General features: G+C 41.8%; 16 protein-coding genes. 11 read left to right on the plus strand and 5 right to left on the minus strand.

Annotation, left to right across the window (positions count from 1 at the left end):
* Positions 1-496: 496 nt before the first annotated feature.
* Together HMPREF1505_RS10485 and gdhA are read right to left on the minus strand one after the other, a co-directional pair.
* Positions 497-1,291 (minus strand): septal ring lytic transglycosylase RlpA family protein, encoded by a 795-nt coding sequence (locus tag HMPREF1505_RS10485; protein WP_036925213.1) that lies wholly within the window; start codon positions 1,289-1,291, stop codon positions 497-499.
* Positions 1,292-1,382: 91 nt separating this feature from the next.
* A complete protein-coding gene (gene gdhA / locus HMPREF1505_RS10490; RefSeq protein ID WP_013263955.1) occupies positions 1,383-2,720 on the minus strand; it encodes an NADP-specific glutamate dehydrogenase in 1,338 nt (445 codons plus the stop codon).
* Between the two features lie 257 nt (positions 2,721-2,977).
* On the opposite strand from gdhA, the gene HMPREF1505_RS10495 reads away from it, so the two are divergent.
* Positions 2,978-6,001: a PEP/pyruvate-binding domain-containing protein gene (locus tag HMPREF1505_RS10495; protein ID WP_036925306.1), complete on the plus strand. Its 3,024-nt coding sequence runs from the start codon at positions 2,978-2,980 to the stop codon at positions 5,999-6,001.
* Between the two features lie 287 nt (positions 6,002-6,288).
* On the opposite strand, the gene HMPREF1505_RS10500 is transcribed toward HMPREF1505_RS10495, so the two are convergent.
* From HMPREF1505_RS10500 to HMPREF1505_RS10510, 3 genes are all read right to left on the minus strand, one after another.
* Entirely contained in the window at positions 6,289-7,800 is a 1,512-nt protein-coding gene (locus tag HMPREF1505_RS10500) for a class I adenylate-forming enzyme family protein (protein WP_036925215.1), read from the minus strand.
* Entirely contained in the window at positions 7,797-8,645 is an 849-nt protein-coding gene (locus tag HMPREF1505_RS10505) for an SDR family oxidoreductase (protein WP_036925216.1), read from the minus strand. The genes HMPREF1505_RS10500 and HMPREF1505_RS10505 overlap by 4 nt, the downstream gene beginning before the upstream one ends.
* Before the next feature lie 265 nt (positions 8,646-8,910).
* Entirely contained in the window at positions 8,911-9,636 is a 726-nt protein-coding gene (locus HMPREF1505_RS10510; protein ID WP_036925217.1) for an RDD family protein, read from the minus strand.
* Positions 9,637-9,737: 101 nt separating this feature from the next.
* Here HMPREF1505_RS10510 and HMPREF1505_RS10515 point away from each other — a divergent pair, with 101 nt between their 5' ends.
* The 10 genes from HMPREF1505_RS10515 to HMPREF1505_RS10560 all read left to right on the plus strand — a co-directional run bounded on the left by HMPREF1505_RS10515 (position 9,738) and on the right by HMPREF1505_RS10560 (position 20,982).
* Positions 9,738-10,718, plus strand: coding sequence for a stage II sporulation protein M (locus tag HMPREF1505_RS10515; RefSeq protein ID WP_036925219.1), 981 nt, complete (start codon positions 9,738-9,740; stop codon positions 10,716-10,718).
* A complete protein-coding gene (locus HMPREF1505_RS10520; RefSeq protein WP_036925221.1) occupies positions 10,693-11,685 on the plus strand; it encodes a hypothetical protein in 993 nt (330 codons plus the stop codon). Before HMPREF1505_RS10515 ends, HMPREF1505_RS10520 begins: the two co-directional genes overlap by 26 nt.
* 12 nt (positions 11,686-11,697) lie before the next feature.
* Positions 11,698-12,309, plus strand: a complete 612-nt coding sequence (locus tag HMPREF1505_RS10525) for a DUF4129 domain-containing protein (RefSeq protein WP_036925224.1) — start codon at positions 11,698-11,700, stop codon at positions 12,307-12,309.
* The gene (locus HMPREF1505_RS10530; protein ID WP_036925227.1) at positions 12,306-13,556 is read left to right on the plus strand and encodes a DUF4350 domain-containing protein; all 1,251 of its coding nucleotides are present in this window, start codon (positions 12,306-12,308) and stop codon (positions 13,554-13,556) included. Before HMPREF1505_RS10525 ends, HMPREF1505_RS10530 begins: the two co-directional genes overlap by 4 nt.
* A gap of 53 nt (positions 13,557-13,609) precedes the next feature.
* Complete coding sequence (locus HMPREF1505_RS10535) at positions 13,610-14,584, plus strand: MoxR family ATPase (protein WP_036925307.1); 975 nt, start codon at positions 13,610-13,612, stop codon at positions 14,582-14,584.
* A gap of 39 nt (positions 14,585-14,623) precedes the next feature.
* The gene (locus HMPREF1505_RS10540) at positions 14,624-15,937 is read left to right on the plus strand and encodes a DUF58 domain-containing protein (protein ID WP_036925230.1); all 1,314 of its coding nucleotides are present in this window, start codon (positions 14,624-14,626) and stop codon (positions 15,935-15,937) included.
* A gap of 773 nt (positions 15,938-16,710) precedes the next feature.
* The gene (locus HMPREF1505_RS10545; RefSeq protein WP_036925232.1) at positions 16,711-17,190 is read left to right on the plus strand and encodes a hypothetical protein; all 480 of its coding nucleotides are present in this window, start codon (positions 16,711-16,713) and stop codon (positions 17,188-17,190) included.
* On the plus strand, positions 17,187-18,128 hold the full coding sequence (locus HMPREF1505_RS10550; protein ID WP_036925234.1) for a calycin-like domain-containing protein: 942 nt from the start codon (positions 17,187-17,189) through the stop codon (positions 18,126-18,128). The genes HMPREF1505_RS10545 and HMPREF1505_RS10550 overlap by 4 nt, the downstream gene beginning before the upstream one ends.
* 14 nt (positions 18,129-18,142) lie before the next feature.
* Entirely contained in the window at positions 18,143-18,937 is a 795-nt protein-coding gene (locus tag HMPREF1505_RS10555; RefSeq protein WP_036925237.1) for an HmuY family protein, read from the plus strand.
* A gap of 74 nt (positions 18,938-19,011) precedes the next feature.
* Positions 19,012-20,982, plus strand: coding sequence for a TonB-dependent siderophore receptor (locus HMPREF1505_RS10560; RefSeq protein WP_036925240.1), 1,971 nt, complete (start codon positions 19,012-19,014; stop codon positions 20,980-20,982).
* The last annotated feature ends 3 nt before the right edge of the window (positions 20,983-20,985 follow it).

Below are 20,985 nucleotides of genomic sequence, written 5' to 3' on the forward strand. Positions count from 1 at the left end.
TAATTTTTCACATCATAATTTTGAATACATGCTCTTTTAGCTTCTAAAAGACGCCTAATTAGCTTGCAAAAGATGCCCTTTAAGGTTCTTACTAACGCCCTTTTGAAGTCCAATTAAGCACCTTTTATTTTACTACTTTATAACTAATTGACTTGCTGATGGTTACAAAGCTGCTTTGTGTATGTGTTTTTACCGTTAGTTATAGATGTCTTCTTTGAAATTATGTAATGATTTTTCAAATCCTTGTCTACATATTTTCGAAGTCTAAAAAGAAATGATTTTCAATGTCAGAGGATGATAATAGGATAGATAGTTAACTGTCTTATCCATGTTTTTGTTTGATGAGTAACTATGGTTCTTACGTTAAAGCAATACGAAAAGCGTCCACTCATTTAACAGAAGGAACTTTTTTTTTGTGGGGATATCACGATATTAACGCCCCTCCCTATGGGGAAAGGGAAGGGGGAGGGGCAGCTTGCTTATGTCTTATTCTTTTCTATTCAAAGAGTCCAGTCACACCATCCTTCACACGTTTGAAGAAGTTGGTCCAACTGCTACTTGAATTGTTCTTTGAAGTAGTAGGTTGTGTGGCTGACTTGTTCTGCTGCGCAGTCTGCTGTCGGTTGGTTGCAGCAGGAGTGGTACGGGCTGTCGCCTGACTCTTAGTCTTTGTAACCTGCTGGTTAGCTGGAGTAGAAGTTTGTACCTGCTTGCGTGTCTCAGTAATGTTTTCTTTCTCCACCTTGCCTTGCTGTAGATTCTTTTTATTATTTAAGCGCGTGTCAACTTTGCGCTCGATCTCTTTAGGTTTATCCTCTTCAACCTTTTCCCATTCAGGGATAAACTCATAGCATACGCCAGCAGTACCATATTCAATTTCAGGCATTTCAAGTGTACCATTTGACTCAGAAGGGAATGGTATCTCAGTTTCTTTGCGTACAAGCTCAACCTTCACGTAAGCCACACCACTGGCAAGTGTACCTAATTCGCGTGCAGCAGCGTATGATAAGTCAACGACACGTCCACGAACAAATGGGCCACGATCCGTTACGCGGACAATGACAGACTTACCATTACGAGGATTCGTAATCTTTAAACGTGTACCAAAGGGGAGTGTGCGATGTGCACAAGTAAAAGCATTACGGTCATAACGTTCGCCATTACTCATTCGGCGACCGTGTAATCCGTTACTATAATAAGAAGCTTTACCATCTGACTGTGCTTTTATAGTCAGTGTAAAGACGTTGCATAGCGCAAATAACGCTATAAGGAGAAGTTTGGTTCTATACATATTAATTTATTAGTATCGCCAGCCTTCTCTCATAGAGTTTATTCCCTCCCTGCTTTGGAGAGCAGGAGAGGGAATAGATAGACTGGTCTATTTATACGACACCCTGGGCAAGCATAGCCTTCGCTACCTTCATGAAGCCCGCAATATTGGCGCCCTTAATATAATCGATGTAACCATCAGCCTGCTTGCCATACTTCACGCACTGCTCATGGATAGAGCTCATGATGTAATGGAGCTTCTGATCAACCTCTTCCGGACTCCATGAGAGACGGAGAGAGTTCTGTGACATTTCGAGACCTGATGTAGCCACACCACCTGCGTTAACAGCCTTACCAGGAGCGAAGAGCTGCTTCGCTGCAGTGAACTTATCAGCAGCCTCTGCTGTACAACCCATATTTGAAACCTCAGCTACGCACAATGGCTTGTAAGCAAGAATCTTGTCGGCATCCTCACCATTAAGCTCGTTCTGAGTAGCACATGGCAAATAGATCTCTGCCTTCTGCTCCCAAGGTTTACGGCCCTTAAAGAACTGTGAACCAGGATATTTCTCTGCGTATGGCTCACATACGTCATTACCACTGTTACGGAGTTCGAGCATGTACTCAATCTTCTCACCACTAATGCCTTCTGGGTCATAGATATAACCGTCAGGACCACTCAATGTGATAACCTTTGCACCAAGTTCGGTAGCCTTCTTAGCAGCACCCCATGCAACGTTACCGAAACCTGAGATGGCAACAGTCTTACCCTTGATATCAAGACCATGAGTCTCCATCATCTGGTGAACGAAGTAGAGTGCACCATAACCTGTAGCCTCTGGACGGAGGATAGAGCCACCCCATTCTCTGCCCTTACCTGTGAGCATACCCTGGAACTGGTGAGTCAGCTTACGATACTGACCGAAGAGGTAACCAATTTCACGACCACCAACACCGATATCGCCTGCAGGAACATCCTCGTCAGGACCGATGTGACGATACAACTCGTTCATGAAAGCCTGGCAGAAACGCATGATTTCAGCATCGCTCTTACCACGTGGAGAGAAGTCAGAACCACCCTTACCACCACCCATAGGCAATGTGGTGAGTGCATTCTTGAATGTCTGCTCGAAACCGAGGAACTTCAAGATACTGAGGTTTACTGATGCGTGGAAGCGCAGACCACCCTTGTATGGGCCGATAGCGCCATTAAACTGTACGCGGTAACCAATGTTTACCTGTACTTTTCCCTGGTCATCAACCCAAGGTACACGGAATGTGATGATGCGCTCAGGCTCCACAATACGCTCAATAATACTTGCGCGCTCAAACTCTGGGTGCTGATTGTAAACATCCTTTACAGACATGAGTACTTCATGTACGGCCTGTAAATACTCTGACTCACCTGGATGCTTTTGCTCCAGTGCTTGCATGATTTTTTCGACTTCCATAGTAAATTGACTTTTATTTGTTTATGTTAGATAGTATCATTCAGTTCAGAATGGTACGGCAAATATATCCAAATTCTATCAAAAGTCCAAATGAAAATCAAAAATTTTTCATTTTTTTCTTTCTTTTTGGAAGCTACTTAAGTCGCAAAAAATGGTAACCAGTATGCAAAGTAATAAAAAATATATTATTTAAGTTGCGAAAAGATAGGTTGACTTGTATTTATTTTGTATTTTTGTCCAATATTAAGTTTTGGATTATGAGTGAGCAAATTCCTGCAGAATGGGGTAATTTTTACCTAAAAGACGTTAGTTTCGTCAATCTGATGATGCGACGAATCTACAATGTTTTGATTGTAGCTAATCCATACGATGCCTTCATGTTGGAGGATGATGGACGAGTGGAAGAGAAGATCTACAATGAGTATATGGAATTAGGTCTGCGTTATCCGCCAACCTTTACACAGGTGTCTACTATCGAAGAGGCCTCTAAGGTGCTCAATACCGTAGACATTGACCTTGTTATCTGTATGCCGGGTAATGCTGATAATGATGCTTTTGATGTGGCAAGAGCTGTAAAGGCAGAGTTCCCAGACATCCACTGTGTGGTACTGACTCCCTTCTCTCATGGTATTACAAAGCGTATACAAAACGAAGATCTTAGTATCTTTGATTATGTGTTCTGTTGGTTGGGAAATACCAATCTCATTCTTTCTATCATTAAGTTGATGGAGGATAAGATGAATATAGACAATGATATCCATGAGGTTGGTGTACAGATGATATTGCTGGTAGAAGATTCTATCCGTTTCTACTCATCTATTCTACCTAACTTATATAGCTATATTCTCACGCAGAGTCAGAACTTTGCCACTGAAGCCTTGACCCGACACGATGCCTCTTTGCGCCAGCGTGGACGTCCAAAGGTTGTCTTAGCACGTACTTACGAGGAAGCATGGGATATCTATCAACGTTATAAAGACAACTGTTTGGGTGTTATCTCCGATGTAAGATTCCCTATTAATAATGTAGAAGATAAGGGCTCTTCTGCGACAGAAGGGAACATTCCTGTAGTAGAGAAAGATCCAGAGGCAGGCTTAAAACTACTTCGTGCCATAAGGAAAGAAGATGAATATCTCCCTTTGATTATTGAAAGTTCGGAGAGTGAGAACCGTGAAAAGGCTGAGGCAGAAGGTTTCCACTTTGTCGATAAGAACTCGAAGAAGATGAGTGTAGACCTTCGCCACCTACTCGAGGAACACATGGGTTTTGGCGATTTCATTTTCCGTAATCCAGAAACACGTGAGGAGGTGATGCGTATTCGAAGCTTGAAAGAGTTGCAGGATAATATCTTTACGATTCCACGTGACTCTATGCTCTATCATATCTCCCGCAATCACATGAGTCGTTGGCTCTCTGCACGTGCCATTTTCCCAGTTTCTTCCTTCCTAAAAGGTATTACATGGCATAAACTGCAGGATGTAGATATGCACCGACAGATTATCTTTGATGCCATTGTCGCCTATCGAAGGATGCGCAATGTGGGTGTTGTAGCCCTGTTTGATAGACGAAAATTCGACCGATATGCCCATTTTGCTCGTATTGGAGATGGCTCGTTGGGAGGTAAGGGACGTGGCTTGGCTTTCCTTGATAATGTTATTAAACTCCGACCAGACTTCAATCGCTTCCCCAATGCAAAGGTACAGATACCAAAGACAGTCGTTCTTTGTACGGATGTCTTCGATAGCTTTATGGAACAAAACAATCTTTACCAGATTGCTTTGAGTGATGCGAGCGATGAAGAGATACTTCAAGCTTTCCTTCGTGCCCAATTGCCCGATGAATTCATAGGTGACTTCTTTACCTTCTTTGAAGCTACTCGTTCACCAATAGCCGTCCGTTCCAGTTCGTTGTTGGAAGATAGTCACTACCAACCGTTCGCAGGCATCTATTCTACCTATATGATTCCTTATCTTGAGGATAAGTATGAAATGCTCCGAATGTTGGCTTGTGCGATTAAGGCTGTCTATGCATCAGTATATTATCGTGACTCCAAAGCCTATATGACTGCCACAAGTAACGTCATTGATCAGGAGAAGATGGCAGTTATTTTACAGCAGGTTGTCGGTAAGGAGTATGGAGATCATTTCTATCCGAACATCTCTGGCGTTCTTCGTTCTCTCAACTATTATCCGATAGGAGAAGAGAAAGCAGAGGAAGGTATTGCCTCTTTGGCATTGGGCTTAGGTAAGTATATTGTTGATGGTGGGCAGACGCTGCGTGTTTGTCCGTTCCATCCGCATCAAGTCTTACAGATGAGCGAAATGGAAATAGCCTTGCGAGAAACTCAAACTCAGTTCTATGCTCTCGACATGAAGCATATCAGTGAGGATTTTAAGGTGGATGACGGCTTTAATATCCTCAAACTACGTGTGAAAGATGCAGAGACAGATGGCAGTCTACAATATATCACCTCCACTTATTCTCCCGAAGACCATGCCATTTATGATGGACTCTATGAGGGAGGAAGAAAGGTTATCTCTTTCTGTGGTGTCCTCCAACAAAATGTCTTTCCACTACCAGAGTTGTTACAAATGGCAATGACATACGGTGCTGAGGCTATGCGTCGCCCTGTGGAGATAGAGTTCGCTGTTAATCTGAATGATGACCGAACGGGTGAATTATATCTCCTGCAGATTCGTCCAATCGTTGATTCTAAGCAGATGTTAGACGAAGATCTCACGACTATTCCTGATGATCAATGTCTCTTGCGGAGTCATAACTCTTTGGGACATGGCGTTTCAGACGATGTACAAGATGTTGTGTATGTAAAGACCGACAGCTCTTTTACAGCATCTAACAACCCAACTATTGCTGATGAGATAGAACGGATAAACCGTAAGTTCCTTGATACTGACAAAAACTATGTACTCATTGGGCCGGGTCGATGGGGTTCAAGCGACCCTTGGTTGGGTATTCCTGTGAAGTGGCCACATATCTCGGCAGCCCGTGTCATCGTTGAGGAGGGACTGGAACACTATCGTGTAGACCCAAGTCAGGGAACACATTTCTTCCAAAATCTCACCTCTTTCGGTGTAGGCTATTTCACAATTAATCCTTATAAGGAAGATGGATTCTATCAGCGCAGTGTACTTGATGCCCTTCCAGCTGTGGAAGAAACTCAGTGGGTACGCCATGTTCGTTTCCCAAATCCATTAAAGATTATGATGGATGGTAAGAAACAAGAAGCCCTTATCATGCTTCCTCAAGAGGAAAAGGAATAAGCTACCTCTCTAAGAGAGGGTATGATTCTATAAAAGTAAAGCCATCATCTACGGCAATAGACTGTGGATGATGGCTTTATTGTTAGTGTATGAAAGAGACAGCAAGGATCTTTTCCACTCTCTTGGTCCTCCTATATTGATTTTATCTTTTGTGTCTTCTCAAATTATTTTCATGAAAAGAAATATTTCTTGTCGTGAAGAAAAATGTTTTCTTTCATGAAGATAATTCCTTTTTATCATGAAAAGAAATCGGAACAACTTGTGTTTGGAATTAAAATCTTGAGCCGTTAGCGGGCTTTCTGCTTACCAGTTGAGAGCATTTCAATGGTTTTGAAGTGGATGCTATGCGGCATTTCTGCCCGTGACAGTTGTGGGCGGAGCCAGTCGAGGAGTGTTGCCTCTGTTAGTGTAGCCTTTGGTGTACATTCTATTTCTGTGTGGATGACATTGCCAAAGTTAGGGTCGGGAACGGTAAAGGCACGTGCAGCAATAATCATAGGGTGGGAGAGAAGAACCTGCTCAATGTGTTCTGGCTGTACGTTCTCACCTCCGCAGACCACCATTCGGTCGGTTCTCCCATGATGAAAGAAGTAACCTTCGCTATTCTGTGAGACTAAATCGCCTGTATTTTGCCATTGATTTCGCAGTCCTCGCATTGCCCAACGAGAACGAACCCAAAGTGTTCCTATCCCTTGACGATTACAGTCTTTTACCTTACAGTCGACTCCTTGAATGGGTTTACCTAAGGTAGTCTCTTCGAAAGAAGCTAATTCTTTAGGATTAGCAAGCATAAAGAATCCTGCTTCAGACGTACCATATAGGTTAAAGATTACCTCTCCTATTTCTTTATGGGTCGTGTCGATGAGGCTTTTAGGCAGTCTGTCGCCACCGCTTATAAGACAACGTAGATTCTTCATCTTCCCCTTTGCATTTTCAATCTGCCAAAAACGTGAGAGCATAGCAGGAACAATAGGCATGACCTCTATCTGTTCACGCTGAATAATCTCTAAGGTTTTGATAGCATCGAAGCGTTTTTGTAGGCATATCTTCTTGCCCATAAGCAAGGAGATGATAAGCGTTGAAAGTCCAAAACCATGGTAGAAGGGCAGTGAAATCAGCACACGCTCATATTGATAAATTCTGATGTCGCGCAGTAAGGCAAACAATGGAGGGAGAAAAGAGGTAACAGAGGGACGACGAGCAATGGTCTTGAATTTACCACTTGTTCCTCCAGAGTGAATGACGATTTCTCTCCCTCGCCAGATTTTAGGGAGTTTTCTTTTCTTTATTTGAGAATGCTTATCTAAAAGGATGTCATTTATCTTCTCAGTTGTAATAGCTATGCAGGGAAGTTCTGTAGGTATCTGTTTGATATCTGAATCGTATATAATAAGGTGGTAACGATGCTTTTGCAAATCAGCTGTTATCTGTTCTGTTCCCAAGTCGGTACTTAATAAGGTAGTGCGAATGCCCAATCGTGAAAGTGCATGCAGCAGGAGAGTCAAAATAAGACTGTTACGTCCAAGCAAAGCCACACTCATTTTAGGTTGGAGATGGTATTCTGTGTGAAGAATCTCAGCGAGTTGACGCGTACGGATATAGAGTTCTTGATAGCTTAGAGATTGCTTCTCGTCAGTGATAGCACAACGATGCGGATAGAAATGAGCCGCAAAACGGAGCAACGCCATTAGGCTGATGCCTTCATAGATGAGGCTTTTAGCCCACACAAATATGCCCTTTGGTGAGATTATGTGTAAGCGATAGAGGATAGAAAGGATAGCTTCATTCTTTCTTCTCATAGCAATCGCTTATAATATAGGTGAATAATCGGAGCAAAGAGATAGGCTATTGGGGCAGAAAACTTTGCCCACCAAGGTTTATAAGTCCTGACCTTCCGTATAGCAAGTTTCAATAGAATATTGGCTGCATCAGCTGGTGTGTATGCAGGTAAGTGCTTGTATTGTTCGTTGACATCTGACATCGCAGTGTGAACCAAGGGTAAATAAGCTATCTGCACGTGAACACCTAACGGCGCAAACTCGCTGTTTGCCGTCTCGCACCATGTATTTGCCGCACTTTTTGAGGCATGATAAGCCGACCAGCCCGGTGCCATTGGATAGAGTGTACTCACTGATGAAGAATAGATGATACTCCCTTTACTTGCTTTCAAGGCAGGTAAGATAGCTAATGATAGCGCAACCAAGGAACGATAGTTGAGGTCCATCGTACGGTCATAGTCGTGTAGGCGGTCCTGCGCATCATTGATCTTGCGATGGATAGATTTACCCGCATTGCAAAAGAAGTAATCCAACAGCGGTAGTGTTTCCCTTAGTTTTTGGCAAAGCTGCTCCAGTTTTTCCCTGTCTCTTAGGTCTATTGCGCAATAGTCTGCACTGCTACCCATTTGCTTAGCTTTGGCACATAAGAGGCGTAAGTCCGCTTCACTTCGAGCAATGAGGAAGACATTTGCACCTGCACTAATTAGTTTTTCGGTTAATGCTCTCCCTATTCCATGCGATGCACCCGTCACAAGTACCCACTTCCCAGAGAAGTGTTCTCTTGTAATATCAGGTGAAAGACTTATGGTAGGGTAAGCCAATGCACCTCCAATAGCTATTATCTTTTTTCTAAGAGACGTCATCATAACTCTTTTCTAACGATTAGACGTGCTTGTTTTGATAACCAATAGCGATGTGCTTAATGCTCCGCACATTATGTGTTAGGCATGAGCACCATGTGTGTTGGGCATTTGCACATCATGTGCTAAACAATAATACGTTGGATAAAAATGGGTAGAACGCTTTATTGTTGTCGTTATAACATGGCATCGTAAGGCACTAATACCAAAGTTATACAGCACAGTTCTGTTAGATTACCATGCTACCTTATACTTTCTTTTCCCTATTTCTTTATATTATTTCCAACGTGAAATGCTGGTAATCACGTACGATAGTATAAAGGAACTTCTCGTCAGCAGTATTGGTATCAGAGATGTTGAGGTGCGTTCGCACTTTCTTCGCAAGGGAAGCAATACGACGTTCACGCTCGTATCCGTACTCTAAATTGAGGGTACGTTGGATGACATCAAGCTGGTTAAGAGAGAGGTCTTCAGCTTGTGGATAGACAGGTTTATACTTTCTATCAAGGTAATAGAACTCGTCAAGTGAGACTTGAATCTTGCGATAATCGTTGAGTTGGATGACCATTGTTCCTGCTGCGAGGTCGCCGAGACGTTGTGAATTCTTAGAGATAAGAATGACAAGTGCACCAACACCAGAGAAACCAAGGTCGACAAGTTGTAGAAGCCAACGCATAAAAAAGTCACCAATGCCCGGTGTTGTTCCGTCTTTCTTCACAACACGGATACGCATCACCATCTTACCAACACTTTGCCCATGGTTGAAAAGTTCCATAAGGAAGTGGTAAAAGATGGCAGGAAGGTAGATGGCTATTAGGAAGAATAACATTTTCGTTCTATAAAAAAAGTCTAACTCAGCTATCAGGAGCGACACACCAACCAGATAGCAGATAATTAGGAAGTCATCAATTATTTGTGCAACGATACGCTCTCCTAAACTTGCCGGCGACTGACTTATCTGGACGTACTGGCCTGTTATGATATTGGCTTCGGGCATTTTCTTGATAATTAAATGTTGTTTCTGTTGCAAATGTAAGAAAAAAACTCTAAATTTGTTGCGTAAATGATAATAATGTGTAAATTACGTGTGGACTTTGCATGAAAGAGATTCTTTTCATACGCAATAATATTGAGAAATGGCGGGCAATGGAAGGCATGATAGATAATGTCAAGTTTGAGATGCCTGACCAGTTGGCTGATGCTTATACTGAGCTTACAGCCGACCTCGCTTTTGCACAGACACATTATCCTCATTCACGTATTACCATCTATCTCAACAAACTTGCTTCTGCACTTCATAATGAAATCTACCGTAATAAACGGGAGAAGTGGTCGCGTTTGGTGACTTTCTGGACGCAGGAGGTGCCTGACGTGATGTGGAAAGAGCGTAAGTTACTGCTTCTCTCATTCATTATTTTTATGGTGAGTGTACTGATAGGCGTTGTTTCTACCTTAGGAGACGAGTCCTTCCCACGCTTGATACTTGGCGACAGCTATATGGATATGACCCTTGAGAATATAGCGAAGGGTGAGCCGATGGGCGTATATGGCAATGAAGAAGAGGGAGGTATGTTTATTGGTATTACGCTGAACAATATCATGGTATCGTTTAATGTGTTTGTTTCGGGCGTATTGACAAGCTTTATGTCAGGCTTTCTTTTGTTCCGAAATGGTATCATGGTAGGGTGTTTTGATACTTTCTTTTATCAGCATGGATTATTAGGCGAAAGCCTTTTAGCGACGATGTTGCATGGAACGTTGGAACTTTCAGCAATTATTGTGGCAGGTGCTGCAGGCTTGGCAATTGGTAATGGTTGGTTATTCCCAGGTACCTACTCGCGTTTGGTTAGCTTTCAGCGAGGTGCAAAGAGGGGAATGAAGATCGTTGTTGGAACTGTACCAATCTTCATTTTGGCAGGTTTTATCGAAGGATTCATTACTCGTCATACAGAGTTGAACAACTTTATCCGCCTTGGTATCATACTCGTATCATTGGCGTTTGTCGTGTATTATTTTATTTACTTACCTTATAAGCGTAATTATCATTTAGAAAATGCAAATAGAAAGACCAAAGATTGAACTTTATAAAGTTCGTAGTTTCGGCGAGAAGTTCTCAGCGATTTTTGAGTTTATTCGTGAGAACTTTAAGTTTTTGTTGCGTGCATGTACCTATCTACTCTTGCCACTTTGTTTGGTACAAGGTTTCGCTATGGAGATGATGACGAAGGTCTTAGCACCTTATTATACCAATACCTTCGATGTCGGAGAGGATGTAGACGTGACACAGGGGATGCTCCTTAGATTCGGTGTTTCGTACGTGGGATATGGTATTTGTCTGCTGATAGGTTCTACCTTGTTGGCTGGAATCTGCTATAGCATGGTGAAATACTATCATAAGAGTCCAAATAGACTTCGTAATACGACACTGAGCGACTTAAAACCTATAATCATTCAAGTGATTAAACGCTCGTTGTTAATGACCGTGGTGCTTGTTGCTTTGTTTGCAGGAGTTTTGGTTCTTATTATCTTCTTTACTGCAATCACAAGTGCACCGATACTGGCTATAATACCAATTCTTGCATTGATTGTGTGCTGCTTGCCTGTTTCTATGGCGTTACCTGTTTATGTTTTTGAAGATAAGGAAACGTTGTTTAGCTCTATATTACGCGGCTTAAAACTTGGTTTTCATTCATTCGGATCATTGTTTGGCTTGATGTTTGTGATAGGATTCTTGACTAATATCTTGTCTTCATTCACATCAATCCCTTGGTATATATTGACGGTTGTGAAGTCAGTTTTGCTGGCTACTGATACTACTCAAAGCTCTTTTGCTGCAAGTCCAGTATATAGTTTCTTTGTCTATTTGTCATCAGTATTTATGAACTTTGGTATGTATCTTACGATGACAATCTCAACCTTCGCCTTAGCTTTCCACTATGGAAGCATCGCAGAGGAGGAAGATGGCTTCTCTGTAGAGGACGACATACAGCACTTTGAGGAGTTAGCAGAGAAAGATACCGACATTGATAACTTTGATAAACTCTGATAAAGCGGTTCTATGTTACAGCCATTAAGTGATACTTTGTCGTGTGATTCGGCGTTGCTTCATCAGTACCGTGCTGATGAAGCGTACAACTATGCGCGAGAGTTACAGGCACCTGAACTTGATTGGTGGGATTGGCTGATGTCAAAGATAGGCGAGTTCCTCTCTGATTTATTTAGTATTCAGAGTAAGGGGGACTTCCGTATCGTGATATACATTGTTATTGCACTTGTTTTTATTGCTCTAATCGCTTTCATTTTGTACCGTTATCAATTCAAACTCTTTGGTAGAGCGGGTAAGGTGGCGAATGAAAATGATGAAGAAGACAATATCTATGGCGTAGACTTTGATGCTGTTTATGCCAAAGCAATGGCACAGAAGGATTATTACAAGGCTGTTCGAATTGTCTATCTGCGTACACTTCGTTGGTTATCAGATGGTAATAAGATTAGTTGGCAGCTCTATAAGACGCCAACTCAATACACTCGTGAGTTCCTATCAGTAGAATTTGAAAGAATGACTACAGCTTTTATGCGTGTAAGATATGGCAACTATCAAGCGTCTGAAGAACTCGTAGAACTACTATTAGACTTAGAAAGCAAGATAAAGAAAGGAGGTAAGGAATGAACAAGCGCTTTTGGTTCTTCGTAGCTGGCTTCCTTGTCTTTGTATTTCTATTAGAGTGGAATGCGCCTTCAAAGTTTGTTTGGGAGCCTACCTTTAATCATTATGATAAGCAACCATTTGGTTGTGCGGTGTTCGACTCGCTGATGGAGAAGTCTGTTCCTGCTAAGTATGAGGTGACAAAGAAAACAATAGCACAGTTGGAACGTGACGGATATGGTAAGAAACCGCACGCCTTCTTAATTCAAACAGTTAGTTTTCGCCCTTCTGCAACAGATATTCGTGCGCTGGATAGACTATTGAAAGCTGGTAATAAGGTTTTTATTGCAGCGTCTTCTATCGAACCTGATTCCCTATACCCTGATTTGCAGGTAGCTATTAATGGGCAATATGGGTTCTCTCCTATGGAGGTTACGTCCTCAATTGTGAATCAGTCAATTCCTTATGATACCTTAGTTTGGTCTCAACAGTTGCCTTATCAGGAGAAAGAATACGCTGTCTATGCCGCGATGGCTGGTAATAATGTTACAGTAGAAGGGAAGGCAGTGTGCGATACTTTGGTTAGCAGTTGGCTTTCAGCGGAGGAATCTGATTCTACAGATGGCTATTGGTTGGCACATATGGTTAGAGTGAAGCGAGGAAAGGGTGAACTCTTTGTATCTTGTGGTCCATTGTTAATGACCAATTATGGTATCCTTGATACGCAGACTAATGGTCTCATCTTCCGTATGATGTCCCAATTCCGAGGCTTGCCAATCATTCGTACTGAGGCATACGGACCTGAAACAGAATATGAAACGGATACTCCACTGCGCTTTTGGCTACAAAACGAGCCTCTCCGATGGGCTATTTATCTCACCTTAGGAGGGTTATTACTCTTCTGTATGTTCTATGCACGTAGACGTCAACGCGTTATCCCAGTGGTAGAGGAACCAGCAAATCGTTCGTTAGAGTTCGTGAAGTTGATTGGTACCCTTTATCATCAGAAGCATATTAATCGTGACTTGCTGCAGAAAAAGTATAGTTACTTTGGCGAGACCTTACGCCGTATGACGATGATAGATGTCGAAGATGTTGAGTCAAGGAAGGAGAATATAGCACAGATTGCCATTCGAACGGGAATGCCAGAGGCTGAAGTGCGAATGATACTTGACCGTGTCAATCGTTATTTGCAGGGTAATGATGAACTAAAAGATGCTGCTCTGCGAAAGGCAATAGACGGTATGGATATGATAATCAATAAGCTATAAACGCAATGGATGAGCAAAAGAATAATGTAATTGAAGAGCAAACAATAAATAAGATGGAAGAGTATAAAGAAGAAAGAACCGACCTTGCTGCATTCAGTGAAAAGGTGATGCAGTTGCGAGGAGAGATAAGTAAGGTTGTTGTTGGGCAGCAGGAGGCAGTTGCCTTGTTGTTAACAGCGATTCTTGCAGATGGTCATGTGCTGATTGAAGGTGTGCCAGGAGTTGCTAAGACCTTGTTGGCACGTCTGTTGTCTCGCCTGATTGATGCACGTTTCAGTCGTATTCAATTCACGCCAGACCTCATGCCAAGTGATGTACTCGGTACGACAGTCTTCAATATGAAGACCTCTGAGTTTGACTTCCATGAAGGTCCTGTGTTCTCAGATCTCGTTCTTGTAGATGAAATCAACCGTGCTCCTGCAAAGACACAGGCTGCTCTTTTCGAGGTAATGGAGGAACGTCAGGTGACAATTGATGGTACAACTCGTCGTATGAGCGATGTTTATACAATCATTGCGACGCAGAACCCAGTAGAACAGGAAGGTACTTATCGTCTACCAGAGGCGCAACTCGACCGTTTCCTCTTTAAGATAAGCATGGGTTATCCTTCTGTTGATGAGGAAATGAATATCCTTAAGCGTCATCAGGAGAAGCGAAACCTCATCAAGTTGGAAGATGTTAAGCCAATACTTACCATTGACGAACTGCTGCAGATGCGCAAGAAGCTTGATACGGTATTCATTGAGGAGAGCCTTTTACGCTATATTGCAAACATCGTACAGCAGACACGTACCTCAAAGGCTGTCTATCTCGGTGCCAGTCCACGTGCTTCTGTGGCTATGCTCAATGCTGCTAAGGCTTCAGCTTTATTGGGTGGTCGCGACTTTGTAACACCAGAAGACATTAAGTTTGTTACGCCAAGTATTCTTCAACATCGTCTTATCCTTACTGCTGAGGCTGAAATGGAGGGATATACCCCATTGAAGGTTGCACAGAAGTTGATTGACAAGGTCGAAGTACCTAAGTAATGAGGTTAGCCGAGAAGCACTCAAATAAATAAAGACGAAATGTTCCTTACTAAAAGGTTTTATTTTATATTAGCAAGCCTTACCCTGCTCGCAGGCTTTGGTTATGTGTTCCCACAGCTTTTCATGGGTGCAAAGATACTTCTCTTTATCTTTGCTGCTATGGTTGTGGTCGATGCTGTTATGCTCTATCATCGTCGTGGAATAACAGCGAAGCGAACCTGTTCAGAACGTTTCTCTAATGGTGATAAGAATGTTGTCAAGGTAAGTCTGGAAAGTAAGTACTCCTTCCCTGTATGGCTGACGGTAATAGATGAGGCGCCAGAGGTGTTCCAACGGAGAGACATTAGCTATAAGAGTCAGCTAACAGCGATGGGTAAGAATACAATTCGTTATACGCTCAGACCGATGAAGCGTGGCGTCTACTCCTTTGGTAAGATTCGTTGCTTCACACGTACAGTCTTGGGACTTGTCGAACGTCGTTATACGTTGGGTAACGCAGAAGACGTAAAGGTCTATCCTTCTTATATGATGCTGAATCGTTATGAACTTCTTGCGATAAGCAATAACCTTACCGAAATGGGTATAAAGCGTATACGTCGGGCAGGTAACAATACTGAGTTTGAGCAGATAAAAGACTATGTAAAAGGCGATGAATACCGAAGTATAAACTGGAAGGCAAGTGCACGTCGCAATCAGTTGATGGTGAATGTCTATCGTGATGAGCGCTCTCAGCAGATATTCTCGGTTATTGATAAGGGACGTGTTATGCAGCAATCGTTCCGTGGAATGACGCTTCTCGACTATAGTATCAATGCTTCTTTGGTGTTGTCATACGTTGCCATGCGCCGTGATGATAAGGCTGGCTTGATAACCTTTGCTGATAAAATGGACACGTTTGTTGCTCCTTCGAAGCAAACTGGTCAGATGCAACTTCTCTTAGAGTCACTTTACGCACAGGAAACGAGGTTTGGCGAAAGTGATTTTAGTGGTTTATGTGCCAATGTACATAAACAAGTTAGCAAGCGTAGTTTGTTCGTTATTTACACAAACTTCTCTGGTATGACTGCTCTCAATCGTCAGTTGGCTTACTTGAAGTTGCTTAGTCAGTGGCATCGTGTGCTCGTTGTCTTTTTTGAAGATGCAGAGATGAATGATTATATTCGTTCTCCGAAACACTCAACAGAGGAATATTACCAGCATGTTATTGCTGAGAAGTTTGCTAATGAAAAGCGTTTGATAGTATCAACACTGCGTCAGCATGGTATCTATAGTGTTTTGACAACGCCAGACAAACTCAGTATTGATGTTATCAATAAATACTTGGAAATGAAGCAAAGACAAATCTTAACATAGTAAGTCTCACTCATTTTCTAACGAAGAACGTAAGGTTCACTCCTACAATACCTAAAACTAATGGGCTGATATCCGATTGTGGATTTCAGCCTTTATTGTTGTTATACATAGATGAGATGCGATTTGTGCTTGATATTTGGGTCATGTTTGATAGATTATAGTGGGCTCTTCTGTTAAAAGTGTAGATGCTTTTCATATAGCTTTAACGAAAGAGCCGAACGTACTCATTAAACAAAAATATACCTAAGACCCTCAATGGTCTATTCTATTATCATCCCCTGACATAAAAACTTTTCATCTTAATACTTCGAAAATCCGTATACAAGGTTATGAAAAATAATTACATAATTTCAAATAAAATACCTACAAACAAGGATAAAAATGCGTATTAAAAGTAGGTTTGTAACCATCAAGAAATCAGTTAGTTATAAAGTGGTGATGCAATAGGTGCCTAATTGGACTTGAAAAGGGCGTTAGTTAGACTTGAAAAGGGCATCTTTTAGAAGTCAATTAGGCGTCTTTTAGAAGCCAAAAGAGCATATACAGGTTTTGAGTTGCATGAAAATAGTTTACAATGGTCAATAATATGGGAGTAAGTTGTTTGCATAAGACGCATACTTTTCATACCAATCTTACATTTGTCTTGTATTTTATCTTTCTTTGTTAGCTTATCTAATTTGGGTTAAAATCATAATTATTAGGTATTGTATTATAATGTTGATTCTTATAACTTTGCACTCAAATTAGAAATTAATATAAACAGAATCAGTAATATGAGAATTAAAACTTTATTTCTTTCGCTTGCTGTTACACTGTTAGCTTCTATGAGTACACTCTCTGCCTCTGCTGCTGACTATGTAAAAGTAAGTGACAAAGATGGCAAAGACACTTATTTTGCTCTGTCTGAGAAACCTACTGTTACTTTCACTTCCACCGCTATGATTTTGACTGCTGGAAGTCAAAGAATAGAGTATCCTTTGACAGATTTTCGTGCTTTTGCCTTTGCTAATCAACCAACAGGTATTGGAACGCTGGATGTAGAAAGCAACAATGCTGTCTTTTCTTTTGGTAACTCCTTGAAGGGAGAAGGCTTGAAAGCAGGTAGCCAAGTAGCTGTTTACACAATCAACGGACAGTTGGTAGGTCGTGCAACCGTAAGCCAGAGTGGTTCTGTTGAGATTCCTCTCGACGGACAAACAGGCGTTTTTGTAGTTAAATCATTATCTAAGACATTTAAATTCATACGTAAATGAAAAAGATTTTTACTTTAGTAATCGTATCTTTATTGAGTGCACTCGCAGTACAGGCACAGTCATTAAAGGTAACAAAAACTGATGGTAGCGTTGTAACTTATAACGCATCAGATATTTCAAAGATTGAGTTCTTGCCAAGTGAAACCCCTTCACAACCAAAGTTGATACACGAGTTTGCAGGCTATTTGACTGTAAAGAACAGAGTACTCGACAATGCTCGTTTTGACACTGGTGCTAAGATTAAGGTGTTGCAGGACGGTGCTAAGTTCCTTGCAGAGTTCTCTGATACTCAGTGGGGTACTGGTTCTTTCGTGATAACCATGGATAAGCACGCAATTAACGGTACTGGTAAGATGAAGATTGCGAACCCAAATGGTGGTGGCACAGCGAAGGAGTATGATGCTACGATGAGTGGTTCGATGAGAGAAATTAAGATAACAATCCCATCACTCATGGGTGGTACTGATATTACTTGGCATTATGCTGAGGCTTCAGCAGCGTCAAAGGTGGCAGGAAATTATTCTGGTACGACATCATTGAAGGTTGGTCCAGCTATGGGTCCTTTCGTATCAGCTACTGTTGGTTATACGATTACAGCTAATAATGATGGTACTATCAATGTGACAGCATCTGAAGAGAAGTACACAGGTGTTACTATGATGAATAACTTAACATTAGGAACATACACTGTAAAGAACCTTGCTTACGATAAGGCAACCAATAGCTTTAGTCGTGACTATAGTGAAGACGGCATCAAAGTACACTTCAAGGCAACTGGCGGCGCGATGGAAAGGGATGAAAATTACGAGTTTGGAAAAACAAGTAAGATGACCGTTACACTTGCTGAGGATGGTACATTGACCATAACTAACAATTATAAGGTAGGCAGAATGCCATTCCCAATCTCAGCAACTTATACTGGTAAGAAGGCTAAGTAAAACGTTATACGCTCATGCACAGAGTATTTCGCCCTATTTCTACCCTTGCAGGCTGTGCCATTATGATGATGGTGACAGCCTGTAACGGCATTTTTGAAGATATATATGATGAGGCTCCAGCCACAGCAAATGTAACAACGGAAGGTCAACTCCTTGTTAATGCCGCCAGTTGGAAGGACTGGTATTATGTTGACTTTGACTCTTTACAGATGTATATCGAGCGTAAAGACACTGCAGGATTGCTTAAGGCACAGACGAGCTTCACACATTATGCCATCCCAACAAATCTGACATCGGGTAGTGGTGATGGGAAAACGGGTATGTACACTTACTGGTTTGATGTCTTTGGAAAAGGTATCTCGGTAAATGAAAAGCGTGGTTTTACTGCTACAGATGCACAACTTGAACCACAGTCGTGGAGCATTGCCTTTCATCGTAACAATGTAAGAACAAACGGTGGAGCAGTACTTGAAACGAAGTACACCTCTTTGAATGAACTTCCAAAGAATAGTTCCTATTTCTTAGGAGCAACATTCCAAGAAGATGAATGGACAGAGAACGAGGTTTGGGAGGACCAGTCGCAGATGCTTATGAGTCTGATTGGCTGTCAAGGAATACGTATCAATAAGGTACTTTCCTCTTGGTTGAAAATCGAAATCCCCCCAATGCCACCATCTTTTACCATGAATAGTCATGTCTTTATTCTTCGTCTGAAGAATGGAAAGTATGCTGCTCTACAGTTGGAGAACTATATTGGTACCGATGGAACCAAATGTTGGTTGAAAATCAATTATAAATATCCATATTAACTACAACAGAAAACCATCTCACAAACGGCTCTTTCAGAGAATAGGGATAAGGTTATGAGATCTTTTGATTGGTTATGAAACAAAAAACCATTATACTATCAGCTCTTGTTTGTCTGCTTCCTACGTCGATGTGGGCTGATGAGTTGCCTGATTCTATATACAAATCCTTAGAGTTAGAACAGGTTGTAGTGACGGGAACACGTACACCGAAGCTACTTGCCAATACCCCTGTGTTGACGAAACTCATCACAGCTGATGATATTATGAAGACTGATGCCACCAATCTGCGTGATGTATTGCAGCAGGTAATACCGGGTATTGAGTTCTCATATGCCATGAATCAGCAGGTACATATGAACTTCTCTGGCTTTGGTGGACAGAGTATGTTGATTCTTGTTGACGGTGAACGCCTTGCTGGTGAGACGATGGACGATGTCGACTTCACTCGTATTGGTATGGATAATGTTGACCATATCGAGATTGTGAAAGGTGCTGCTTCAGCCCTTTATGGCTCTAATGCTGCCGGTGGAGTTATCAATATCATCACCAAGAAAAAGCCAAATCCATGCGCACTTAACCTTAACATGCGCTTTGGTCGCCACAACGAGCAACGTTATGGACTATCATGGCAATACGCAAGAGGCAAGTGGAACAACTTACTGACAGTGAATCGGAATAGTTCTGACAACTTTAATGTACATAATGGAGCCAATCCAATCACACGAGTTGTCTCAACTATCTATGGTGATGCTGTTTGGAACTTTAAGGAACAGCTCACTTTTAGGTTGAATGAAAAGCTTCGTTTGACAGGGCGTGCAGGTTATTTCTATCGTCAGTTGGTGCGTACATCAGAGGTGCCAGAACGCTATCGTGACTTTTCAGGTGGTCTTCGTGGAACATGGACACCAGACCTTGTTAATAGTGTTGACTTCTCCTATGCTTTTGATCAGTATGATAAGTCAGACTATCAGCGCATCACTCGATTGGATATCCGTGACTATTCAAATGTACAGAACAGTCTTCGCTTGCTTTATAATCACACTTTTGATGGGGAAAACGTCCTTTCTGTGGGTGCAGACTATATGCATGATTATCTCTTTAATACCAACTTGGAGGGGCGAATTCGTAAGCAAGACTCTTTTGATGCCTTTGCACAATACGACTGGAACATCAGTCCGAAGTGGGAAGTCGTCGGTGCCTTGCGTTACGACTACTTCTCTGATGGACACATCTCAAGACTGACTCCGAAGGTTAGTGCACGTTATCAACCAATAAGAAACCTAAATGTTCGACTCAGTTATGGCATGGGTTTCCGTGCACCGACATTGAAAGAGAAGTACTATAACTTTGATATGTCGGGTATATGGATTGTTGAAGGCAACCCTTCTTTGAAGCCAGAAGTAAGCCAGAACTTTAATGCTTCGGTTGATTATACTAAGGGACGCTATAACTTTACAGTAAGTGCTTATTGCAACAAGATTGAAAATAAGATTGCAACTGGTGCACCTTACTATAAGAATCCATCAGACATTATCCCACGTCTTCCTTACCTTAACTTGGACAACTATACGGTTAGTGGAGGAGAAGCAACGGCACAAGCACGTTGGGCGAATGGTCTTACAGCTCGTTTAAGCTATGCTTATACCAATGAACGCCTACCAAAAGACAAGAATAGCAACTCTGTAAACAATCAGTATATACCTGCTCGCAAACACTCTATGACAGGTCATATCGATTGGGATCATCAGTGGTTGAAGAACTATGGAACGAATATCGGACTTGATGGTCGTTTCCTCTCAGCAGTCGACAATGAAGAGTTTGTTGATTACTATGACATCTCTAAGGGTATAAAAACAATACATTACCCTGCATATGCACTCTTCAAACTCTCCTTGGTGCAGCGCATCGGTAAGGGTGTGAAGGTAAGTGTAATCCTTGATAACATCTTTAATTATAAACCAGAATATTATTATTTGAACTGTCCATTGACTGATGGAACAAACTTAATGATTGGAATGTCAGTTGATGTTGATAAACTATTTTAAGCT

The organism is Prevotella sp. ICM33 (assembly GCF_000517825.1).
GTDB classification, from domain to species: Bacteria; Bacteroidota; Bacteroidia; order Bacteroidales; family Bacteroidaceae; genus Prevotella; species Prevotella melaninogenica.

What these genes read in the sequence shown, in the direction of transcription:
- HMPREF1505_RS10500 (WP_036925215.1), bottom strand. Translation starts at nt 7,800, where the DNA reads ATGAGAAGAAAGAATGAAGCTATCCTTTCTATCCTCTATCGCTTACAC.
- HMPREF1505_RS10535 (WP_036925307.1), top strand. Translation starts at nt 13,610, where the DNA reads ATGGAAGAGTATAAAGAAGAAAGAACCGACCTTGCTGCATTCAGTGAA.
- HMPREF1505_RS10505 (WP_036925216.1), bottom strand. Translation starts at nt 8,645, where the DNA reads ATGATGACGTCTCTTAGAAAAAAGATAATAGCTATTGGAGGTGCATTG.
- HMPREF1505_RS10560 (WP_036925240.1), top strand. Translation starts at nt 19,012, where the DNA reads ATGAAACAAAAAACCATTATACTATCAGCTCTTGTTTGTCTGCTTCCT.
- HMPREF1505_RS10510 (WP_036925217.1), bottom strand. Translation starts at nt 9,636, where the DNA reads ATGCCCGAAGCCAATATCATAACAGGCCAGTACGTCCAGATAAGTCAG.
- HMPREF1505_RS10485 (WP_036925213.1), bottom strand. Translation starts at nt 1,291, where the DNA reads ATGTATAGAACCAAACTTCTCCTTATAGCGTTATTTGCGCTATGCAAC.
- HMPREF1505_RS10520 (WP_036925221.1), top strand. Translation starts at nt 10,693, where the DNA reads ATGCAAATAGAAAGACCAAAGATTGAACTTTATAAAGTTCGTAGTTTC.
- HMPREF1505_RS10545 (WP_036925232.1), top strand. Translation starts at nt 16,711, where the DNA reads ATGAGAATTAAAACTTTATTTCTTTCGCTTGCTGTTACACTGTTAGCT.
- HMPREF1505_RS10495 (WP_036925306.1), top strand. Translation starts at nt 2,978, where the DNA reads ATGAGTGAGCAAATTCCTGCAGAATGGGGTAATTTTTACCTAAAAGAC.
- HMPREF1505_RS10540 (WP_036925230.1), top strand. Translation starts at nt 14,624, where the DNA reads ATGTTCCTTACTAAAAGGTTTTATTTTATATTAGCAAGCCTTACCCTG.
- HMPREF1505_RS10550 (WP_036925234.1), top strand. Translation starts at nt 17,187, where the DNA reads ATGAAAAAGATTTTTACTTTAGTAATCGTATCTTTATTGAGTGCACTC.
- HMPREF1505_RS10525 (WP_036925224.1), top strand. Translation starts at nt 11,698, where the DNA reads ATGTTACAGCCATTAAGTGATACTTTGTCGTGTGATTCGGCGTTGCTT.
- gdhA (WP_013263955.1), bottom strand. Translation starts at nt 2,720, where the DNA reads ATGGAAGTCGAAAAAATCATGCAAGCACTGGAGCAAAAGCATCCAGGT.
- HMPREF1505_RS10515 (WP_036925219.1), top strand. Translation starts at nt 9,738, where the DNA reads ATGAAAGAGATTCTTTTCATACGCAATAATATTGAGAAATGGCGGGCA.
- HMPREF1505_RS10530 (WP_036925227.1), top strand. Translation starts at nt 12,306, where the DNA reads ATGAACAAGCGCTTTTGGTTCTTCGTAGCTGGCTTCCTTGTCTTTGTA.
- HMPREF1505_RS10555 (WP_036925237.1), top strand. Translation starts at nt 18,143, where the DNA reads ATGCACAGAGTATTTCGCCCTATTTCTACCCTTGCAGGCTGTGCCATT.